This window comes from Nonomuraea basaltis (assembly GCF_005893125.1).
Classification (GTDB): domain Bacteria; phylum Actinomycetota; class Actinomycetes; order Streptosporangiales; family Streptosporangiaceae; genus Nonomuraea; species Nonomuraea basaltis.
In genome coordinates this window covers 18,466-38,650 of sequence record NZ_VCJS01000096.1, presented here as the reverse complement: position 1 = coordinate 38,650, position 20,185 = coordinate 18,466, and the positions used below count along the sequence as shown (strand labels likewise).

Annotated in this window: 16 protein-coding genes; 9 read left to right on the top strand and 7 right to left on the bottom strand. The window is 67.2% G+C overall.

Translation table 11 applies throughout. The features are described 5' to 3' along the window. Positions 1-4: 4 nt before the first annotated feature. Positions 5-1,159, bottom strand: a complete 1,155-nt coding sequence (locus tag EJK15_RS36200) for a serine hydrolase domain-containing protein (protein WP_138714988.1) — start codon at positions 1,157-1,159, stop codon at positions 5-7. 433 nt (positions 1,160-1,592) lie between these two features. Beyond that, positions 1,593-2,390, bottom strand: coding sequence for an SGNH/GDSL hydrolase family protein (locus EJK15_RS36195; RefSeq protein WP_138714987.1), 798 nt, complete (start codon positions 2,388-2,390; stop codon positions 1,593-1,595). Between the two features lie 644 nt (positions 2,391-3,034). On the opposite strand from EJK15_RS36195, the gene EJK15_RS36190 reads away from it, so the two are divergent. Next, positions 3,035-3,661 (top strand): TetR/AcrR family transcriptional regulator, encoded by a 627-nt coding sequence (locus EJK15_RS36190; protein WP_138714986.1) that lies wholly within the window; start codon positions 3,035-3,037, stop codon positions 3,659-3,661. A 259-nt stretch (positions 3,662-3,920) separates the two neighbouring features. On the opposite strand, the gene EJK15_RS36185 is transcribed toward EJK15_RS36190, so the two are convergent. After that, positions 3,921-5,129, bottom strand: coding sequence for an MFS transporter (locus tag EJK15_RS36185; RefSeq protein WP_138714985.1), 1,209 nt, complete (start codon positions 5,127-5,129; stop codon positions 3,921-3,923). 166 nt (positions 5,130-5,295) lie between these two features. On the opposite strand from EJK15_RS36185, the gene EJK15_RS36180 reads away from it, so the two are divergent. The 6 genes from EJK15_RS36180 to EJK15_RS36155 all read left to right on the top strand — a co-directional run bounded on the left by EJK15_RS36180 (position 5,296) and on the right by EJK15_RS36155 (position 9,101). Then, positions 5,296-5,400, top strand: a complete 105-nt coding sequence (locus tag EJK15_RS36180; protein ID WP_138714984.1) for a helix-turn-helix domain-containing protein — start codon at positions 5,296-5,298, stop codon at positions 5,398-5,400. A 114-nt stretch (positions 5,401-5,514) separates the two neighbouring features. After that, on the top strand, positions 5,515-5,649 hold the full coding sequence (locus tag EJK15_RS76555) for a hypothetical protein (RefSeq protein ID WP_276615460.1): 135 nt from the start codon (positions 5,515-5,517) through the stop codon (positions 5,647-5,649). Positions 5,650-5,662: 13 nt separating this feature from the next. After that, a complete protein-coding gene (locus EJK15_RS36175; RefSeq protein ID WP_206061304.1) occupies positions 5,663-6,568 on the top strand; it encodes a helix-turn-helix domain-containing protein in 906 nt (301 codons plus the stop codon). A 1,018-nt stretch (positions 6,569-7,586) separates the two neighbouring features. Continuing rightward, complete coding sequence (locus tag EJK15_RS36170) at positions 7,587-8,039, top strand: hypothetical protein (protein ID WP_138714982.1); 453 nt, start codon at positions 7,587-7,589, stop codon at positions 8,037-8,039. A gap of 105 nt (positions 8,040-8,144) precedes the next feature. Next, entirely contained in the window at positions 8,145-8,549 is a 405-nt protein-coding gene (locus tag EJK15_RS36165) for a hypothetical protein (RefSeq protein ID WP_138714981.1), read from the top strand. 213 nt (positions 8,550-8,762) lie between these two features. After that, positions 8,763-9,101, top strand: coding sequence for a hypothetical protein (locus EJK15_RS36155; protein WP_138714979.1), 339 nt, complete (start codon positions 8,763-8,765; stop codon positions 9,099-9,101). A gap of 431 nt (positions 9,102-9,532) precedes the next feature. Here the strand turns inward: EJK15_RS36155 and EJK15_RS36150 are convergent, their stop codons facing one another. After that, the gene (locus EJK15_RS36150) at positions 9,533-10,012 is read right to left on the bottom strand and encodes a DUF1801 domain-containing protein (RefSeq protein WP_138714978.1); all 480 of its coding nucleotides are present in this window, start codon (positions 10,010-10,012) and stop codon (positions 9,533-9,535) included. A gap of 360 nt (positions 10,013-10,372) precedes the next feature. Then, positions 10,373-11,830 (bottom strand): alpha/beta hydrolase domain-containing protein, encoded by a 1,458-nt coding sequence (locus EJK15_RS36145; protein WP_138714977.1) that lies wholly within the window; start codon positions 11,828-11,830, stop codon positions 10,373-10,375. A 223-nt stretch (positions 11,831-12,053) separates the two neighbouring features. On the opposite strand from EJK15_RS36145, the gene EJK15_RS36140 reads away from it, so the two are divergent. Next, entirely contained in the window at positions 12,054-14,825 is a 2,772-nt protein-coding gene (locus tag EJK15_RS36140) for a TIM barrel protein (protein WP_138714976.1), read from the top strand. Positions 14,826-14,830: 5 nt separating this feature from the next. On the opposite strand, the gene EJK15_RS36135 is transcribed toward EJK15_RS36140, so the two are convergent. Together EJK15_RS36135 and EJK15_RS36130 are read right to left on the bottom strand one after the other, a co-directional pair. Further along, a complete protein-coding gene (locus EJK15_RS36135) occupies positions 14,831-16,819 on the bottom strand; it encodes an oxidoreductase (RefSeq protein WP_206061303.1) in 1,989 nt (662 codons plus the stop codon). A 322-nt stretch (positions 16,820-17,141) separates the two neighbouring features. Further along, positions 17,142-18,830 (bottom strand): cellulase family glycosylhydrolase, encoded by a 1,689-nt coding sequence (locus EJK15_RS36130; RefSeq protein ID WP_206061302.1) that lies wholly within the window; start codon positions 18,828-18,830, stop codon positions 17,142-17,144. Positions 18,831-18,893: 63 nt separating this feature from the next. On the opposite strand from EJK15_RS36130, the gene EJK15_RS36125 reads away from it, so the two are divergent. Continuing rightward, positions 18,894-20,120 (top strand): ROK family protein, encoded by a 1,227-nt coding sequence (locus EJK15_RS36125; protein ID WP_138714975.1) that lies wholly within the window; start codon positions 18,894-18,896, stop codon positions 20,118-20,120. The last annotated feature ends 65 nt before the right edge of the window (positions 20,121-20,185 follow it).

Genomic DNA, 20,185 nt, shown 5'->3' with positions numbered 1-20,185 from the left:
GCTGTCACGCCAGTGCCGGTACCTGCGACTCGATGGCGAGGTGCCGTTCCAGGTCGGCCACCACGTCGCGGTCCATCCCGCTGGTGACCAGGCAGAACGACAGGCCGGTCGCCGGGTCCGCCCAGGCGGACTGCCCGCCTCCTCCGCCGTGGCCGAACGCGCCGGGCGACACCCGCGACCCGAAGGGCTGCAGTGGCACCTCGATGCCGTGTGACGGGATCTTCAGGGACGCGCCGTCGTCCGGGTCGGCGATGACGAGGCCGATGCTGCGGTTGGCGGGGGCTCCCATGCGGATGGGGTCGGGGAAGGTGTTGCGGATCTCGCCGGTGGCCGTCGCCAGGACGTCCGGCCGCCACAGCCCCGCGGTGTTGTGCAGCAGCTCCTGGTAGAACAGGGCCATACTGGCCGCGTCGGAGAATCCGCCCGCGCCCGGCACGCCCACGGTGCGCAGCTCCGGGTCGTTGACGATGGCCAGCACCTCTGCCAGCTCGGACTCCGCGGCGGCGTCGTCGACCGGCTGCCCGAACAGCGCCTCGAACACATCGACCGAGCGGGTCCCGGTCGCGGTGACCCGCGTGAGGTTCCCCTGCCGCTCCACCGGCACGCCCAGCTCCAGCCGATCCAGGCCCAGCGGGTCGAGCACCCGGGCACGCAGTGCCTGCCGGAAGTCCTGACCGGTCAGCCGGTGGATCACCTCCGTCAGCACCCAGTGCGCCGACATGCCGTGGTAGAAGAACCGGCTGCCCGGCTGCCACTCCAACTGCCACGCCTCCATCTCGGTGGCCCGCTTGTCGCGGGAGGTGATGGCGTCACGGCTGATGGTGGCGGTGGGGAAGCCGCAGGTGTGCAGCAGTACCTGTTCGAGGGTGATCACGCCCTTGTCGTAGGCGCCGAACTCGGGCCACACCTCCGCCACCCGGGTCTCCAGGGCGATCAGGCCCTCACCGAGCAACTGCCACACCAGCGAGGCCACGACCGGCTTGGTGGCCGAGAACAGGCAGAACCGGTCGGAATCACGGGCGTCGCCGAACGACTCGAACACCACGATCTCGCCGTGCCGCGCGACCGCGAACTGCACGGCCGGCCAGACGCGGTCATCGACCGCCTTCTGAATGTGGTCGCGCATCACCGTCAGAGGCCGGCTGCCGGTCACGTTCATCGACTCTGGTCTCCTTCATAGTTGCTGGGGGCAGCGGCCCGCACTGATAGGGCACGGTCGATGGCCACGCTTCACCGCTGCGCAGCGGAAACGACTGACGAAGCAAGCCACAGCCCAGACGCCGGGACGGACGCCGTGTAGAGACTCACACATCGCTACTTATACGTCTCAGTTGCTCTGGGAGAGCAACTTAACCGCTGGTGTCCCGGAGAACAAGAGGTTGTTGAAACGTTTTTAGGCACATGGCGGAAACAGTCTCGGATCCGCGATGCTCGCCGCGAACGGCTCGACGACGAGGCCTCGTCAGTGAACCGGCCCCCGGTGACGTCGAGGAGGTGCTCGGCGGAACGCGTCTTCCCGACTCTCGCCGAGTGCCGGAACCGCCGCGCGGCGGGGCCCGGTTCGAGCCGGGCCCCGCCGCGCGGATGCTGGATCAGCCGGTGACCGAGTTGAGCGCGGCCAGATAGCCGAGCCGGTAGCCGTTGGCGTTGGGGTGGAGCGGAGTGGGGTTGAGAACGGGGTGGATCCACGCCTGGCTGGAGCAGACGGCGTGCCCGGCGAAGAACGACTGGGCGTCGACGAACTGGAAGCCCGATTTCGCCGCGCTCTGGGCGAGACTCTGGTTGAGGGCCCGGCCGAACCGGTTGAGCTGCTTGCGCTGGTACTGGTTGGGGACGATCCAGGCGCTGCAGCCGGCGGCCTCCTCGAACAGGAGCGGGTAGCCGAGCACGTAGACCGCCGCGTTCGGGGCCGCCTGGCGGATCGCGGCATAGGTCGTGTCGACCTTGGCCGCGATGGCGGGCAGGCCGGCCACGACCTGGTCGACCGCGTTGGTGCAGGCCGTGTCGCCGGACTGCATGCAGGTCAGCACCTGCTGGCCCCAGCCGGCGTCGTTCCCGCCGATGGTGACGGTGACCACATCGGTCTCCGCGTTCAGCCCCGAGATCTGCTCGGCCAGCACGTCATCGGTCACCGCGCCGCCACAGGTGACGTCGGTGAACGCGGTGATGCCATGAGCCTGGGCCCAGAGCGTGGGATACCCCTGCGGGCTGCGGCCGCAGTCGAGGCTGGCGCCCGGCGCGCCGAGACCGGAGGAGAAGGAATCACCCATCGCCACGTACCGGGTGGTCGAGTCGTAGGCGGGGGTCGCGGCGTGAGCGGGCGCGGGGAGCAGGCCGACGGCGGCCAGCAGGGGGAGCGGGGCGGTGAGTAAGCAGACGAATTTCCGCATGGTGCCTCCAAGGGGGTGCGAGGGCGTGCGCGTTCGCGTCGTGCGACCGCGACGACGGAGGTTGACGCGGAGTAAAGCTAGACCGACCTTTACTTGAGGTCAAGGTATTGTTCGCCACCCACCGTTCATCCTCAGTGGGCGTCCTCGATCCGCGACGCGACATGCCAGTCGAGGACCGGCATGTCGTCCTTGAACGGGGTCGGCAGCCAGACGTAGCCGGCGACGGACGTGTCGACCTCCGCCGCCGTCAGGGCGTTGCCGGCTAGACCGGCTCCCCCGTAAACCCGCGTCGGTGCTCGCGAAGATCGCGGTCGCTGGCTCCTGGCGTTGCAGCGCGGTCCAGCGCGCCCGTGTAGCCGCCTTCCTCGCTTGGTCGGTGGTGATCGATTCCAAGCCGTGCTCGCGCCTCGCCTCGCCGTGACGCATTCGTCCTCGCGGGCGGTCTGCGGGAGGACCGACGGCCGGCGGAGCTTTCTCGTCGGCATCGCGATGTGGAGAGTCGCTCGTGCCTCAGGGCGACCAGGTCCGACAGTCGTGACAGGGCAGTCCCGCGATGGATCGAAATGCCGGTCGCTGGGCATCAGCCCGGTTGACGTCCTGTAAATCCGAAATGTCTTTACCTCTGTCCTCCGTACACTTGCACGGTGTCCGCCCGCACACAGAGCAGTCTCAGCGGCCGCCGCTTCGAGGAGGGCGACCTCCTCGACGCGGCGCGAGCCGTCTTCCACGCCGAGGGATACGCCGCCGCGCAGATCGCGGACATCGCCAAGCGAGCCGGTACGACCAAGCCGACCCTCTACGCCCGGCTCGGCAACAAGGAGCAGATCTACCTACACGTCGTACGACGTGAGGCAGAGGTCTTCCGGGGGTGGGTCGCCGATGCCTACGAGAAGGGGAGCCGCTTGCCCCTCGCAGAACTGGCCGAGGTCGGCATGGAGCCGCTCTTCCGCTTCGCGGCCGAGCGCACCGAAGGCTTCAACCTGCTCTTCCGGGGCGAGAAGACCGGCGACCGGCCGGCGGCCCTGAGGCAGGAGGTCGTCAACAGCGTGATCGAGCAGCTCACCGGCCTCATCAAGCACCGCCAGGAGGCGTTCGGGCCCGACCTCGGGTCCGTCGCTGACGCCCTCGCCGCCGCGTGCGTGGGCGTCGCCCTCCAAGTCTGCGAGCACACCATCGACCGCGGCGGCGATCTGAACGCCGCCCGGCACCTCGCGGCCCGCTTCGTCGAGAACGCCTTCCACAACCTTGACCTTGAGACCCTGACGCCGTGACGGGTCTGTACGACCAAATGGTGGATCTTGAAGTTGGAATGACACCTGCTGGCAGGTGTGATCGTGTCGGCGACGATGGACGTATCCGTGCAACGGGGGGAACCTCATCGTCGGTGGCGACGCCACCCGCAGGCGTTCGGTGAGCGGAGCACTTCGGTGGCCACTCATCTTTCGCCACCGGGTGTCAGCTCTGCCGAGGCCGCCGTGGAGCGCGCACCGATGCAAGAACACGGTCCCGACCTACGGGGCCGTCAACGTCTCACGTGGTTGAAGGAGTGTCGTCAGCGTGTACGCCTGCTGCCGTGGCGGAACGGCGGCGTGTGTCGACCGCAGGAGCCAGGAAGACGACGGAGGCGACGAAGGCGAGCACCACCAGCATGGCTGAGCGCAGGCCCCAGTGCTCGCCGAGGAAGCCGAGGCTGGGCGGGCCCACGAGGAAGGCGGCATATCCGATCACAGCCACCAGGCTGACGCGGGCGGTCTGTTCCGGTCCCGATTCTCCCGCGGCTGACAACGCGACGGGGAAGCCCAGTGATGCGCCGAGTCCCCAGAACAGAACCGCTGCTCCGGCCAGCACGGCGTTGTCCGAGAAGATCACCAGGATCAGGCCCAGCGCCCCCGAGACGGCGCTGGCGCGTACGACGGTGGTCCTGCCGAAACGGTTGAGAAACCACGTGCCGCTGAAGCGGCCGATGGTCATGGCGGCGGCGAACCCCGTGAAGACGAGGGAGCCGGAGGCGGCGTTCAGGCCGTGTCCGTCCACCATGAGCAGTGGCAGCCAGTCGTTGGCGGATCCCTCGGCCAGGGCCATTGCCAGCACGATCATGCCGATCAGGAGGAGTTTGCGGTCCTTCCAGACTTTCGGCGGTCTGCGGTCGGCGGCGGTGCCGGCTTTGGCTGGTGCGAGGATTGCAGTGCCTGAGGGGATGGAACGGAGGGCATAGAAGAAGATCGCGGCTGCGATCAAGGTGACCACTGCCAGATGCCAGTGCACCGGGAGATGGGCGGCCGTGGCGGCGATGCCCGCGCACGCACCGATGACGGCGCCCAGGCTCCAGCAGCCGTGCAGGGTGGGCAGCGTCGTCGTGTCAGTGATCCGTTCGACGTCGGCGCCGTCGACGTTGACGGCGACGTCACCTGCTCCCATGCCCGCGCCGAACGCGCACAGGCCCGCCATGACCATCGGCGCGGACGACATGAGGGTGCCGGCGCTGATGACGGCCATGCTCACGACGACCAGTGCGGTTCCCACGCCGATGACGGGTCTCGTCCCGTAACGGGAGACGAGACGTCCGGAGCACAGAATCCCGATCATGGAGCCGAGCGACAGGCCGAACAGCACCCAACCCATCTGGCCGGTGGACGCCTCCAGCCGGTCGCGGATGTCCGGAGTGCGGGTCACCCACGACGACATCGCGACTCCTGGGAGGAAGAAGAACAAGAACAGCGCCTGCCGGCGCCGACGCATGGCAAGGTCCATGTAGATAGGTCTCCGTGGGAGTTCGGATCTCCGGCAGGTCTGGGCATCGGCGCCCACCGAGCGTGCGTAGAGGTGATGAAGCTGATCATATGGGGACAAAGCCCTCACTTGGCACTCCCGCCCCATCGCGTCCGCGCGATAGGGAGTGGCCGGAATGCACGGCACCGGCGACTACACCATCGCCGAACTGATGGAGGTGTTCTCGATCGGGAGGGCCACGGTGTACCGCGTCCTCGAACGCGCCGCCAAGACCCCCTGAACCCCCGCCGAGATCACCATGCTCTGCAGCATGAAGCCACGCGTAACGCCGTCGGCAGCGGAGAACCCGTTCTCGGCGGTGCCTCAACCGGCCGCCCGTCTCAAGGAGGGATACGTGCGACAGACCATCACCCGGCCCGGTGGGCCCCAGCCCGCCGCCCCGGCGCGCAGGGCATCCGGTCGCGGACTGCGGACGCTGATCACCTTGCCGGGCATCGCTGCACTGGTGCCGGTACTCGTCAGGGCCTGACCGAGGGGGGATCGTGCACTGTTACGCCTGCCCGTTACGGACCTGGGAGATCGCCGTGGCACAGCCCGGCCCCCGGTTGCGCCGGATCGTTCATGCCTACCGGGGCTTCCGGTTGGATGACCAGCAGCCGGGGCGGTGGCTGGGCGTGCCGTCCGGAGCGGTGACCCTGCTCTTCGGGTTCGACCACGAGCGCGCGCTGTGGTTCACCGCCCCGGCCGACCGTGCCGCCGAGCGCCCGTACGTCTCGATGCTCACCGGGCTGAGCACCCGCTCCTGGTTGTGCGCTCACCGCGGCAGCACCTACGGCATCGAGGCCGTTCTCGCCCCGTGGGCGGCGTTCACGCTGTGCGGCGTCGCCATGCACGATCTCGCGGGGATCATCATCGAGCCGGACGAACTGCTCGGCGACCGGCTGCACCAGCTCACCGGCGCCCTCGCCGCTCTGCCCGGCTGGCGGCAGCGGTTCGCGCTGCTGGATGAGGTGCTGCCGCAATGGCTCGGCCGCGGCCACCCGTGGTCGCCGCGGGTGGAGTGGGCGTACGAGGCGCTGCGCCGCAGTTGCGGACGCATCCCGGTGCGCCGCCTCGCCGACGACGTCGGCTGGACATCGCGCCAGTTGGAGTACCGCTTCCGGGAGCAGATCGGCCTGCCGCCCAAAGCGGCGGCACGCGTGCTGCGGCTGTACCGCGCCGTTCGGCGGCTCGCCGCCGGCTGGCTACCAGCGGACGTGGCTGCCGTCGGCGGCTTCAGCGACCAGGCGCACCTGACCAGGGAGGTCAGGGCGATGACGGGCCTGACTCCCGGCCACCTCCGCGCTCCGAGCCGCTTGCTGGGCGCGGTGGCGACATCGGAGCGGGCGATCGGACAGCTCAGAAGCATCCCGCTGGCACCTGAGACGCTGCTTGTGAGCAGAGAGTGATTTCCCCTCCGGGGAGCGGCGGCTGCCTCTCCCTGTGGGGACGGCGTAGCGGAGAGTCCGCCATCTGCAGACCGGCCGCGGCGGCGATGTCCATCTGGATCTGGGCAACAGCTTACCCACGGTTTCGCTGGATTCCCTGACACTCGGTCTCGACTTCGCATTCCTTCAAGACAGGCCCCGGCACCGGCTACGAGACTCGTAGTTCCAAAGGTTGAGGGTGTTCAGGGTCCTGTCGCCGCGTCCGTGTTCAGGTCAAATCCTCCTGGAGGTGGCCCATGAAGCTACGTGACCAATTCCGACTCCTCGTATCGCTTGCCCTCCTCGGGGCATTGGTACCTACACTCGCGCCAGGGGCAAAGGCGGATGTCGTGCCAGCGGGTTACCGTTGCGTGGGCGAGCAGGTGCGCCGCTGCATCGAATTGCGCTTCGACGACGTGAATAGAAGGTACAGGGCGTGGGGGCTCATCTATGACGCCTCGGCGGACAATCGCTACAACGTCGACGTTGTAGCGATTGTCCTAGTCGGCACTTCGACGGTTATCGATAACGACTTCGACGGCACTTCAGATCGGGCACCTTCAGAATTCTTGTATTGTAGGGACATTTCACGTGGGGACAGGCTAAGATATGTAGCCCAATTCCGCTGGAGAAATGTTGCTGCAGGTACTGCAGCAACTGAGGAATACTTGAGCAACGAACGGACCGATGTGCGCTGCTGATGGTAATGGTGCCTGACTCGGCCAGGTACGTACTTGCCACGAGAAGAGACGGCGCACTGGCTGGTCAGCATGATCGCGTACGCCGGATACTCCCCTCCTAGCGCCACACGTCAGCCCATAGCACGGTGCTTGAAGACGAGATCGTCCGGCCGGACGGGATCCACCGGCATCTACTGCTCCGCCGTGCCCTTGGGCAGCACCGGAGACCGTTGCGTCGCTATGGCCGAGACAAGACGCCGCTCTTTTCAGGGCGTCACGCGCGAGTTTCGCTGTTCCCAACATCACCTGGGAGGCAAACCATGAAGTTACACAAGACAGTCGGCGCGACCCTCACCGCCACGGCCGTGACCAGCCTCCTCGCAATGGCCCCGGAGGCCGCTTCCGCCGCTCCGTCGAGGACTGTCGCGAAGCACTGCGTCCATGGCTCGAACGTAACGCGCTGCGCTTACATCAACTACGACGGGGTGCATATCCGCGCGCACGGGATAGTCAGAGACAAGACCTCCGGACACGACCTTGTGGGGATAAGCGTTCATCTCTATGAGAGAAAAGGAGACTACGGCGCTCCCAAGTTCGTCTCCTCCACCCCGTTCAAGTGGGGCGACAATACTGTCCGTGGACACCATCCCACGCTCGTAAAGTGCCGACGTGAACCCATTGGGGCATGGGATTACCAGGCCAAAGTCGTCTGGAAGTGGAACCACAAGCCATGGGAGGTCGTGGCGACTATATGGTACAACTGCCCCCATTAGCAGTTCGTCTGCTGCTTCCGGTATGGCGCTGCTGACCACACTTTGAAACGGTTTCCCGATGTTGAAATAGGGCTCATTCAGTTCACCACTCGGCGGAGGTGGCTCATGAAACGATGGCGCCGGATTCTCTCAATCGTCGCGATAGCGGTAGCCGCTGTGGCGCTCACGGCACCCAGCGCAGCGGCCGGCGATGATGTGTCTCTGGACAGCACCGACAGGTTGCCGACAGGCGGCAAAGTCTTCTTCGACGCCGACAGCCGCAGGGGTGAAAGCCTGACGGTATGCGATCTCAGCGGAGCTAGGGACGGCCACTATGCGCGGGGGCGTCTCAGCTGGGAGGATCGGCTCGCGAGAACCCAGCGCTTTACACGGTTCGACACGGAGGGCGGTGGGTGCAAGGTCAGTTATAAGAATATTCCGGAAGGCACGAGAGTGTTCGTCCAAATCTGCCTGATTAACAGGGCAAACCACCGGTGCGAGTACGTCAACTCCCGGATGACAACAGCCTGACCACGGTGGGGTCCATCCCGCACCCGGACGCACAGAACGCCGACAGGTTCGCCAGGTGTTCGTAGACGTGTGGCGCCTCGGTACGCGCCGGACGACGTGACGGCGGCGCCCGCGGCCGCGGTGGGCCGGCTGTCGCAGCGGCTGTCCATACCGATGGGCGAACTGCGCGGCTACGGCGAGCGGGAGTAGACCCGCACCGATCACCTGCGCGAGGTGGCCGGGTATGCCGGGCTGGCCGCGCACACCTTGGACCTGTCGAGGCTCCTGGAGCAACGCCGCCGCTGGCCCACCCACCACGAGAACGTGCACTTCTACGGCATCCAATCCGTCGACATCGACGGCGAGCTCGCCCAACTCGACGCTGACGGCTACCGGCCGCTGCGGCTGCCAGAGGCCTCCGCAGCCGGCGGCTTGACCGGCCGCAGCCTGTGGCGATCCGGCGGCGACGTCGAGCAGCACCTCGGTATGGCACGGCTGATCATCCAGCGGGCACCAGCAGGCCAGAGCAGAACAATCCGGATGCACTACAGCGAGCTGGGGCTGACGCCGTGAGCGACCCTGCGCCGCGCTCCGTGGAGGCGGTGGAGGAGGTGTAGGCCGGGGGTGATGGCCCGCGCGGTGTGCGGGCCATCGTCGTGCTCACGGGCGGGCCTGGGTGAGCAGGGCGATGAGTTGGAGCATGCCGCAGGCGGCCGTCATGTCTCGGCATTGAACACGACGGTGCGTCCGACCATCGTGACGCAGGAATCCGGCACCACCACGACGATCGCCGAAACCGACCCAACCTCGAAGCCGGACCCTTGGGTACGGCGGGTCAGCGCCGCATTTTCACGCCGGAACCGGCGTCACGCAGCGATACAAAGACTCAAGAGTTATTACTCTAGTTATGCGCTGTGGCGAGGCAGACATCCCGCCGGTGGTGCGCCGTTCGTCCGGCTCCTGAATGTTGTCCTCCGGCGCTTTCGCCGGATTTGGATGCGACGTCAGCTCACGGCCTTCTTGACAAGCTTTCTGATCGCCGCCTCGCCGGCTTCGCTCAACTCTGTCAGGGCGTAAGACGTCGGCCACATGCCACTGTCCTCATCGAGATTTGCCTCCACGCTGAACCTGAACGTCGAGTAGCGCTCCTTGTCCACCTGCCCGCTGCGGAAGAAGCACACCACCTTCCCAGCCTTGGCGTAGGCGGGCTGGCCGTACCACAGCTTCGGCGCCAGCTCTGGAGCAGTAGCAGTGACGATGGTGTGTACGCGCTCGGCCAGCGCACGGTCCGGCGACGCCATCTCAGCGATCGTCGACAGCACCGCCGCCTCATCGGCGGCTGCCTTCTTCGAGCCACGGCCGCCGCGTGCCTCTACCTTCAGCTCTGTGGTGCGCGCTTTTATCGCGGCGCGCTCCTCCTCGGAGAACCCCTCCGCCGAGGAATCGTTTCGCTTCTTCTCGCTGGCCCTCGATGTGCCGCTCATCGTGTGTTGCTCCTTGTCAGTCGCTGGTTAAGGGTGCTCTCACGCTAACCGCAACGACAAGATCGGGGCTTCTCGATTCCTGATCGATCTAGTACTCCAGCCGGTGCGCCCAGAGATCAAGGAGGTGGTCGTCCAGCGGCCATGACCTGATCACAAGCTCGTCGTCGCCTGCCGGTGTGAGTCCGGTCCGGGTAATCGCCAGGGAGCCCGGTAGCAGGCTGGCGGCTTGGTCTGGAAACGGGCCGGGTCGAAGCCCAGCGTCGAAAGCCCATTTTGGGGGGCAACTGAGCGGTCCGTAGCGGAAGCGAAGCCTGCCGCGTCGTTAGACACCAAGAGAGAGAAGGGGGCCATGCCCAGCACCTACCTGGGCACGCTCGCGCCTGCGGTCTCGTTGACGGACGCCGCCCCGTCCTCCCGCGTCAGCCACCCTTCCTTGACCAGCTTGTACACCTGGCCGGCCACAGCGCGCGCGTAGACACCATGGTCGGGGTAGAGCTGCTGCAGCTTGCTCGGGGTGAACGGGGTCATATGACCGAACAGGAAGCAGTTCGGGCCGGTGCTCGCCGGATGATAGGTGGCGGTGGGCGCGTCCACCCATGGTGTGCGGACGCCGCCCACTGCGTTCCCGTGCTCGTCGAGAACAGTTTGGCCGCTGGCGTCCACCTGGATGCGCGGTGCGCGTGGTGGTGTGGCTCGGTTGCGGGCCCAGCGGTCCAGATTCATGTGGGCGGCGTTGTACAGGTAGTGCATCGGGAAGGTGGTGCCGACGCCGTCGCAGTTGAAGTAGTTGTAGGTGACGCCGATCCTGGCCAGGTCTTCAGGAGACGGGGCGAAACCGGAGGTGTAGGCGTAGGCGTGAGCTGAGCCGGGCACCTCGTACAGGCGGTACTTGTCGTCGGGCTGGTCGGAGTCGTCGCGGCGCGAGGCGCCCCGGTCCATGAAGAAATCGGTCTGTGTCTGCATCTTGATGACCGGCTCGGCGGTGGGCCGGATGAGGTCATGGTCGGCGGGTGTGGGTCCGCACTTGTTGAGCGGCTTGACACCGCTCGCGGAGGCTGCGACGAGAAAGCCGTCGTAGACGCGCGCGAGTGGATGCACCGCGTTGATGTAGCGGGTCAGGTAGGCGCCCGACTGGGAATATCCGGTCGCGTAGACCTTGTCGACCTTCAAGCCGCGCAGAGGGTTGTCGCGCCCGTGGCTCTTCAGTGCCGCGCCAGTCTGGCTGAGGATGTCCCACACCAGCCCGCCCTCGGAGTCGGTGGCGGAGTTGAGCGCCCGTCCGGTGCAGCCACGTCGGTCCGGCCAGGACAGCGAGCCGTATCGGGACGGGTCGAACTTCTTCAACGACGCGACCGCGTTGGGCGCGCTGGTGATCCCCACGTAGGCGTCCCCCCGTCGCAGGTACTCATCGTGGGACGTCAGCCACATGCGGTCGAGGTCCCAACCGTTGGTCATGTTCATGATGTCGGCGACGACCGTCCCGCTGAACGCTCTGCGATCGGCGGGCCGCCGCACGATGATGCGGTTCGTGTACGGCACGGCCGTGCGCACCACCGTGACCTTGCCTGCGGCGTCGTAATCGTAGACATTGGCCCGCCCGCTCACGAGGAATTCCTCCTCGACGTAGCCGTATGCGTCCAGTGGCACGGTGGAGACGTTGAACGGATGCGAATCGCCGGTGGACTGGAGGGGCCCGGTCAGCGAGGGCATGGGCGTCCTCGGCGGAGTCGCTGTGTGCGCCGTGGCGGGTACTGACAGCGCCGTCGAGACGAGCATGAACGTGCACGCGAGGGTGGTGCTGCGGGACAGTCGAGACATGGCGGCCCTTGGTCTGCCTGATGGACTAATAGATCCGCTTAATGGGCTGCACGATAGATCCGTGTCTGCCGGGCAGTCAACAGTCAAGTTCTACCTGTCGGGTGATCCAATCCACGTAGCGGACCACAAGGTGGCCGGATTGCCTCTTTCGCCGACGGCCGACAAGGCATATAAGTAAGTATCTAGTTCGTACGTTAATCGCCACGAAGAAGGTGAGACGCCTATGCTCACCGCCGATCATGGCATGGCAAGTCCTGTCAGCCGCCGCTCTGCGAGTCCTCCTCTGGCACTCGCGACGGTCTGCCTCTCCGGCACCCTGGAGGACAAGCTCACGGCCGCCTCCGCGGCGGGCTTCGACGGGATCGAGATCTATGAGGGCGACCTCATCGTGTCGAGCTGGTCACCGAGCCGGATCCGGCAGGAGTGCGCCGAGCTTGGCCTGTCAATCCACCTCTATCAGCCGTTCCATGACTTCGAGGCAGTACCCCCTGAGACATTCGAGGCCAATCTCCGTCGGGCGGAGCGGAAGTTCGATGTGCTGGAGCAACTCGGCGCGAACACGATGGCGGTCTGCTCGACGACATCCATGAACGCTGTCGACGACGACGACCTCGCCGCGGAGCAGCTCCACGCGCTGGCCGGCCGGGCCGCGCGGCGTGGCCTGCGCATCGCCTACGAGGGCCTGGCCTGGGGCCGGTTCGTGAACACCGTCGAACACGCCTGGCAGATCGTCCGGCGCGCCGGCCATCCCGCGCTCGGTTTATGCCTCGACAGCTTCCACGTGTTCTCCCGCGGCGACGACCCCGCCAAGATACGAGCCGTGCCGGGTTCGAAGGTGTTTCACCTGCAACTTGCCGACGCACCGCGGCTGAACATGGACTTACTGGAGTGGAGTGAGCACCACCGGTTGTTTCCCGGGCAAGGCGTTTTCGATCTGACTGACTTCCTCGGCCACGTTCTGGCCACCGGGTACGACGGCCCACTTTCGATCGAAGTGTTCAACGACGTCTGCCGGCAGGCAGATCCCCGGCATGTCGCCGTCGACGCGATGCGCTCACTGCTGTCGCTGGAAGAGACAGTCGGCACGCTCGGCCCGGTGGCGGTCCGCGAGCGCATTCAGTTGACCAATCTGCCGCCGGCTCCGCAGCTCGACGGTCACGTGTTCACCGAGCTGGCCGTGGACCAGATCTCCGGCCCGATCGTGGCGCGGGCGCTCGCCGCGCTGGGGTTCACCCATACTGGCCAGCATCGCTCCAAGCCGGTGCAGCTGTGGTCGCAGGGCAAGGCCCGAGTTCTGCTGAACTTCGCACCGCAAAGAACAGTACCGGCAGGCACTGCGGCCATTTGCGCGCTGGCCGTGGAGAGCGCTGACCCGGTCGGCTCGGCCCGGCGGGCCGAGCGGCTGCTGGCGCCCGTGTTACCGCGCGCCCGGCAGGTGGAGGAGGCCGACCTCAACTCCGTGGCGGCACCCGATGGAACGGCCGTCTTCTTCTGCCGTACAGGCGGGGACGACAACTGGCTCAACGATTTCGCTCCCACCGGCGCCGAGGCTCCCAGCGACGGCCTGCTGACTGGAACAGATCACGTCTCGCTCACCGAGTCGGTCGATGACTTCGACCAGGCCGCGCTCTTCTATCGTTCGGTGCTCGGCCTGCAAGCAACGCAGACGACCACGCTGCCCGCGCCGTTCGGACTGATCCACAGCCGGGCCGCGACCGATCATCACGTCCGGATCACCCTCAACACCGCGCCGCTGCGACGGGGCGACTGGTCACCGGCGGTACCGAGCCCTCAGCACATCGCCTTCACCGCCGACGATGCGATCGCCGGCGCGAGGGCGATGCGGGCGCTCGGCGCACCGCTGCTGAGGATCCCCGACAACTACTACGATGATCTCGACGCCCGCCTGGCGCTGCCGCAGCACCTCCTTACGGCAATGAGGCAGTACTCCATCCTCTATGACCGCGATCAAGACGGCGAATACCTTCATTTCTACACCGAGATGCTCGGCGCGCGGATCTTCTTCGAAGTGGTGCAGCGGATCGGCGATTACTCCGGCTACGGCGCCGCGAACAGCGCGGCGGTGCGCATGGCCGCGCACCGGAGGCGCCGGCTGACCACGCTGAGGCAGTCGTCCGCGCTTGTCAGCGGCGACCACCTGCACGACTACTCACTGGCGCATCTGACGGCGCTGAGCCTGTCTCCGCCCGAGCTGGTGAGCGCCGCTGCTGAAGCGGGCTATCGATACGTGGGCGTGCGCATGACCCGGGTCACGCCGCACGAGCCGCACCACCCCCTCGCCACCGACCCCGCTCTGATGCGAGCGACCAAAGTCCGTCTCGCGGCCACGGGAATCGAGGTGCTCGACATCGAGCTCGCCCGGATCGCACCCGATGACGACCCCGCGGACTTCCTGCGCTTCCTGGAGGCCGGAGCCGAGCTCGGGGCCCGCCATGTCATCACCCAGCTCCCGGACCCCGACTTCGCTCGCAAAGCCGACCGGTTTGCGCAGCTCTGCGAGCTGGCCAGGCCGCTCGGCCTCACCATCGATCTGGAGTTCCCGTCGTGGACCCAGACGCCCGACCTCGCCGAAGCCGTGCGCGTCCTGCGGGACGCCGGCCAGCCCAACGCGGGAATCCTCGTCGATCTGATCCACTTCGCGCGCTCCGGCTCCAGCGTGGCCGAGCTCCGGGACCTGCCACGCGAGTGGTTCCGCTTCGCCCACGTCTGCGACGCACCGGCCGAGGCGCCGGCCACGCAGGAGGAAATCATCTACGCCGCTCGCTTCGAGCGCCTGTTCCCCGGCGAGGGCGGCATCGACGTGCGCGGCATCCTCGGCGCCCTGCCACCCGGGATCCCGTACGCTCTGGAGATCCCGCGGGCCACGCTCGTGGCGCAGGTAGGCGCCAAGGAGAACGCCCGCCTCGCGATCACCGCTGCGCGCCGCCACCTCGATGCGGTCGGCCGGCGAGCGGGCCCCACTGAGGCCGCATAGATCGATCAGGGGGCGTGCTCGCCGGCGTCGCATGCCTGGCCGATGGTACGGGCCACCTCCTCCGCCGCCAGGAAGCACTGGTGGATCGAGCCGCCGCTTCCCCCGGCGTCTCCAATCACGTGGACACCGAGCCGCGGCCGCCGAGCCCCGCAGGCCGCGAGCAGGTCGGTGCGCGGGGCGACACCATGGGAAATCAGCAGAGGTCCGGACACGGGCTGCCATTCTTCGTGGCCGTCGGACCGGACAAGCAGGCGATCGGGTTCGATGGACGAGATCGCAGACGCCCGGAGGATGCGCACCTTCGGATTCCCGGTAAGCCTCGGCACCATGAGAATCTTGGCGCGGCGGCCGACGTCGGGGGCGAGGCTCGGCTGAGAACCGATGAGCAGCACCTCGGCCCCGCCGGCGGCCAGGTGGTCGGCTACGGCGACGCCCTCGCGGTCGGCGCCCCAGACGACACAGGCATGGGGGACGTCCTCGTCGAGGGCGAGCCAGTGGCGTACGTCGAAGACATGGGGCAGGCGGACGCCCGGGATGTCCGGCATGCGGCCAGTGCCGCCGGTGGCCAGCACGATGGCGTCCGCCTCGTGTTGTGCCAGCACCTCCGCGGTGACGGGGACGCTGGTGCGGACGGTGACACCGAGCCGGTCAAGTTCGGCGGTGCACCACCTCAGGATGCGGTGATATTCCGGATAAGCATGGAGGCGGCCGGCGAGCGCGAACTGGCCACCGACATGCCCCGCGCGTTCCAGCACCTGCACACTCTGACCTTGCTGGGCCAACTGCCGTGCTGCTTCGAGGCCGGCCGGACCCGCGCCGATCACTACCACCGACGCCTTCTTCGAGGGGGCGCTCGGCGCGCCGAGGTACTCGCGGCCCGCCAGAGGGTTGACCGAGCAGGGGATCGGCTCTCCGGTGCCGAGCTGATCGATGCAGTGATTGCAGGCGATGCACGGCCGGTAGAGGCCGCCGGTGAGAGCGTGGCGGGGAAAATCGGGGTCGGCATGGAGCGTACGGGCCAGGGAGACGAAGTCGGCCCGGCCACCGGCCACGATCGCCTCGGCGCTCTCTGGGGTGCTGATCCGGCCGGCGACGCCGACCGGCAGCCCCAGCGCGCGGTAGCGCTCCGCGTACGGGGCGAGCAGGCCGCGCTCCCATTCGCCGGGCTGGATGATCCATTGCCCTGCCTCGTAGGACCCGGCCGAGACGTCGAGGAAGTCCAGCAGGTCCAGGCGGGTGCGCGAGATCAGCTCGAAGGTGTGCTCTGTTGTCAGGCCACCCTCGAATCCCTCGTGTGCGGAGAGCCTCAAACCGACGGCCACATCGGTTCCTGCCTGCTGCCGGACCGCCTCGATGACAAGGCCGAGGAAGCGGAGAGGGCCGGCGAACTCGTCGGTACGCAGGTTGAATGCGGGGGAGAGGAACTGGTGCACGAGGTAGCCGTGCGCGCCGTGGATCGAGATCACATCCACGTCCGCTTCGCGGCAGCGGCGGGCGCCTTCCGCGTAGGCCTCGACCAGCTCGTGCACCTCCGCGGTGGCCAGTTCTCGTGGCATCTCGCCACCGGCCGGCAGACATGGCATGGGGGAAGGCGCGACCGGCCGGAACCCGCTGACCGCGCCCTGGGCCGTACGGCCCCCGTGGTTCAGCTCGACACCGAACAGAGCGCCCTCGGCGTGCACGGCGGCGGCCAGCCGGGCGACGCCGGGGATGCGCGCGTCGACGTCGACGCCCATCTGGCGCAGCCGGCCCCTGCCGTCCGCGCGTACGTAGGCGGCCTCGGCGAACACCAGGGCCGCGCCGCCGCGTGCCCGCCGGGTCAAGTACTCGATGTAGCGGTGGGTCACGGTGCCGTCGATCTCGCAGTAGTTGCGTTCCATTGGCGCCGAGACGAATCGGTTGCGCAGGCGTGCGGGGCCCAGAGCCAGAGGCTGGCCCACGGCCGGCCCGTCCCCGCTCGTGATCGCGGCCCCCACCGCTCCCTTTCGCCGCAAGGACACCTTCTTACCTGCCCACGCCGGAGCGTTCGGCGTCGCGGATGGTCCTGATGTGGACTCGGTTCGAAAAAGTACGGACTAGTTAGTGCATAAGCTGCGCCAGTAATGCTGTTGAAGTCAAGGGGTAGATCACTTTCGCGCGTACCTGCAACAGGGTTAAGCAGGACGGTGGAGTGACTCAGATAAGAAGGCGGGGCGGGCGCGGATGTGATCAGCGCCCGCCCCGCCGGAGGCTGCCGTGGGGGCAGGGCGGTGGGGCGGCGCCTCGGCCGAGCGTTCTGCTCACAGCATTTCGACAGCCCTGGCATTGGGTGGTCGGTTACGGGGTTGTGTAGGGATTTTGGGTGAGCAAGTGGGCCTTGTAGCCTTCGCCGACGCCGGGTTCGGGGGTACCGTTCCAGTCCTTGATAAGGACGCCGCCGGTGCTGCAGCCCCACGGGTTCCAGGTCCATGCCAGGTGGGACAGGCCGTGTGCGGTGGCCCAGTCCATCAGCGTGTCCATGTAGTCGTAGCCGCAGTTGTCCTGGCCAAACTCGCCGATCACTACAGGTACCTGCTGGGCGAGCGGGGCGATTTGGGTGTCCCAGCAGGACGCGGTGGCGCAGGCGTTGAAGCTGTACGCATGCCAGGACGCGGCGATGTTGTTCAGCGGGTCGTTCGGCTTGTATGCCAGCCACTCCCGCATGTCGTTGGCCCACTCCAGGCCGCCCACCATGAGGACGTTGGTCGCGCCGGTTGCCCGGACCGCGTCGACCAGGTCCTGCATGCCGGCCACCTCATAGGGAATGCCGGTGCAGGTGCCGCCGTCTCGCAGGCACTGCCAGCCCAAGGTCTTGTTCCAGTCGCTGCCGATCTCCGGGTACGGCTCGTTGAACAGATCGAAGACGACAGAGTCGTTGCCTTTGAAGGTGTTCGCGACGCCGGTCCAGAACTGGGGGGCGTACTGCGCGTCCGGCATCGGCTTCTGGCACGTCGCGGTGGCGTCCTTGCAGTGCCAGTCCGGCCCGTTGCTGTAGGCGCCCGAGGTCCAGTGCAGGTCGAGGATCGGGGTGATGCCGTTGGCGACCAGCAGGTTGACGTAGGCCTTCACGCCCTGCTGGTAGGTGGCGCCGCTGGGCGAGCCGTTGACGCCGAGCCAGCATTCTTCGTTCAACGGCAGGCGCACCGCGTGGATGTTCCAGCTCTTCATGGCATCGACCGAGGCTTGGTCGACCGGGCCGCTGTCCCATTGGCCTTTGCCTTGCACGCAGGCGTATTCGCCGCTTGAGCGGTCCACGCCGAGCAGGCGGTAAGGCTTGCCGTCCGATGTGACGATCTTGTTGCCGGACACCCGCAGGCGTGGTGCCGGACCACTGGGGCTGGGGGAGGGACTGGTGGTTGTGGTGGGGGTCGGCGTGGTCACCGAGCCGGTACAGGTTGTGCCGTTGAGCGCGAACGAGGTGGGTACCGGGTTGGCGCCCTTCCATGCTCCGGCGAAGCCGATGGAGGCGGACGCGCCGGTGTCCAGTGACCCGTTCCAATTCAGGCCGGCGGCGGATACGTGAGCCCCGGACTGCGTCCAGGTGGCGCTCCAGCCTTGGGTGACCTTCTGGTCGGCGTCGGGGAAGTCGAACGTTAAGGTCCACCCCGTGACGGCGGAGCCGAGGTTGGTGATGGCCACGTCGGCGGTGAACCCGCTGGGCCACTGGCTCTGGACGGTGTACGTGACGGAGCAGCCAGTGGCGGCAGCCGACGAGGGGAGCGTGGTCGCTGCCATGCTGCCCAGTGCCAGGACTCCGACGGCGCCGAACGTGAGCAGCGCATGACGATGTTTCATCTGATCCCTCTGTTCGAGATAGATGCGGACAGCTGCTCCAGCATGCTTAGTTAGCAAAGTTATGAAAGTCAATTGCGAAGGTATATCCAGGAAGAAGAGCACCTGGAGGTCGGGATAGGACCCCAGCTCAAGGGCTTGGCGGTGGAGCTGCTCGTCCGGTGGGTGGGTGAAAATAAGGTAGCTTTTGTACATCAGGGTGTGGGAGGTGGCACGGTGACGAGCCCCATCTGGGCAACTCGGACGAAGACCCGCGGAATGGTGCTCGACTTGATCCGGGCGGCGCGGGCGATCAGCCGGGTGGAGCTCGTGGGGGCGACCGGTTTGACTGCACCGACGATCTCCGAGGTCGTGCGTGAGCTCATGGTCGACGGTCTGGTCGTCGAGGCGGGGCTGGGGGCGTCGACGGGTGGCAAGCGACCGATGCTCGTCCAGCTCAATCCTTCGGCCCGCTACAGCGTCGGGGTGCAGCTGGAACGCAATACGTGCGTGATCGTTGTGGTTGATCTGGCCGGCCGGCAGATCGCGAGGATGTCGTTCAGCGGAGTGTCGTCGATGCCGCCGGAGCGCGGTCTGTCGTCGGTGGCCACGCAGGTAAACGCGCTGCTCGACACGGCGGCCGTCGATCGTGACAAGGTGCTGGGAGTCGGCTTGGTCAGCTATGGGCCGCAGGATCGGCGGACTGGTGTGTTGCTGACCCCGCAGCCCACCGAGGAGTGGTTCGGTTACCCGATCGCGGACCGTCTCGCCGAGAGCCTCGGTCTGCCGGTCCTGTTGGACAACGACGCGGCGGCGGCCGCGATCGGTGAGTACTGGATGGGTGCGGTAGAGCCACGCAGCACCTACGGCTGCATCTACATGGCCACCGGGATCGGCGGTGGCGTGGTGATCGCAGGAGAGGTCTATCGCGGCAGCTCTTCGAACAGCGTGGAGATCGGCCACATCTCCATCGACGTCAACGGGGACGAGTGTCCTTGTGGCAACCGCGGTTGCCTGGAGAACTACGCCGGCCCGGCCGCGTTGGTCAAGCAGGCGCTGACGACGCCCGGGCTTGGCCAGCGGCTGGCGCTCGATACGACCGGAGACGACTTCCTCACCGAGTTCACGCGGCTCGCAGCCGCGGCGAACGCCGGCGACCCGGCCGCCCGAGGCCTGGTCGAACGGTCGGCCCGCTATCTGGGTTATGCCGCGGTCACCATGACCACCCTGTTCGACCTCGACACAGTCGTCCTCGCCGGGCCGAGTTTCGCGGTCGCCGGTTCGATCTACCAGTCGGTGATCCAGGAGGAGGTGGACCGCCGCACCTTCGCGCGGCGGGCTCACCGGGTGCGGGTCGTGCCATCGGTCAGCGGGTCGGACGCCGCGGCGATCGGTGGGGCGGTCCTCGTCCTGCAAAGCGAGTTGACTCTCGGCCACGGCCGTCCGACCGACAGCGCCCAACCACTGTCCCCCGAGGGCGAGGCGGCGGACGCAACCGCCGTGTGACGTCGCCCGCTCGTCCGGACCGGTACGGCCGCCGTCGTGGCGTTGACCGGGGTGAAGGTCCCCAT

Coding starts and splice junctions, on each gene's coding strand:
- EJK15_RS36200 (WP_138714988.1), bottom strand. CDS start 1,159: ATGAACGTGACCGGCAGCCGGCCTCTGACGGTGATGCGCGACCACATT.
- EJK15_RS36195 (WP_138714987.1), bottom strand. CDS start 2,390: ATGCGGAAATTCGTCTGCTTACTCACCGCCCCGCTCCCCCTGCTGGCC.
- EJK15_RS36185 (WP_138714985.1), bottom strand. CDS start 5,129: ATGCGTCGGCGCCGGCAGGCGCTGTTCTTGTTCTTCTTCCTCCCAGGA.
- EJK15_RS36180 (WP_138714984.1), top strand. CDS start 5,296: ATGCACGGCACCGGCGACTACACCATCGCCGAACTGATGGAGGTGTTC.
- EJK15_RS36170 (WP_138714982.1), top strand. CDS start 7,587: ATGAAGTTACACAAGACAGTCGGCGCGACCCTCACCGCCACGGCCGTG.
- EJK15_RS36165 (WP_138714981.1), top strand. CDS start 8,145: ATGAAACGATGGCGCCGGATTCTCTCAATCGTCGCGATAGCGGTAGCC.
- EJK15_RS36150 (WP_138714978.1), bottom strand. CDS start 10,012: ATGAGCGGCACATCGAGGGCCAGCGAGAAGAAGCGAAACGATTCCTCG.
- EJK15_RS36145 (WP_138714977.1), bottom strand. CDS start 11,830: ATGTCTCGACTGTCCCGCAGCACCACCCTCGCGTGCACGTTCATGCTC.
- EJK15_RS36140 (WP_138714976.1), top strand. CDS start 12,054: ATGCTCACCGCCGATCATGGCATGGCAAGTCCTGTCAGCCGCCGCTCT.
- EJK15_RS36130 (WP_206061302.1), bottom strand. CDS start 18,830: ATGTACAAAAGCTACCTTATTTTCACCCACCCACCGGACGAGCAGCTC.
- EJK15_RS36125 (WP_138714975.1), top strand. CDS start 18,894: ATGGTGCTCGACTTGATCCGGGCGGCGCGGGCGATCAGCCGGGTGGAG.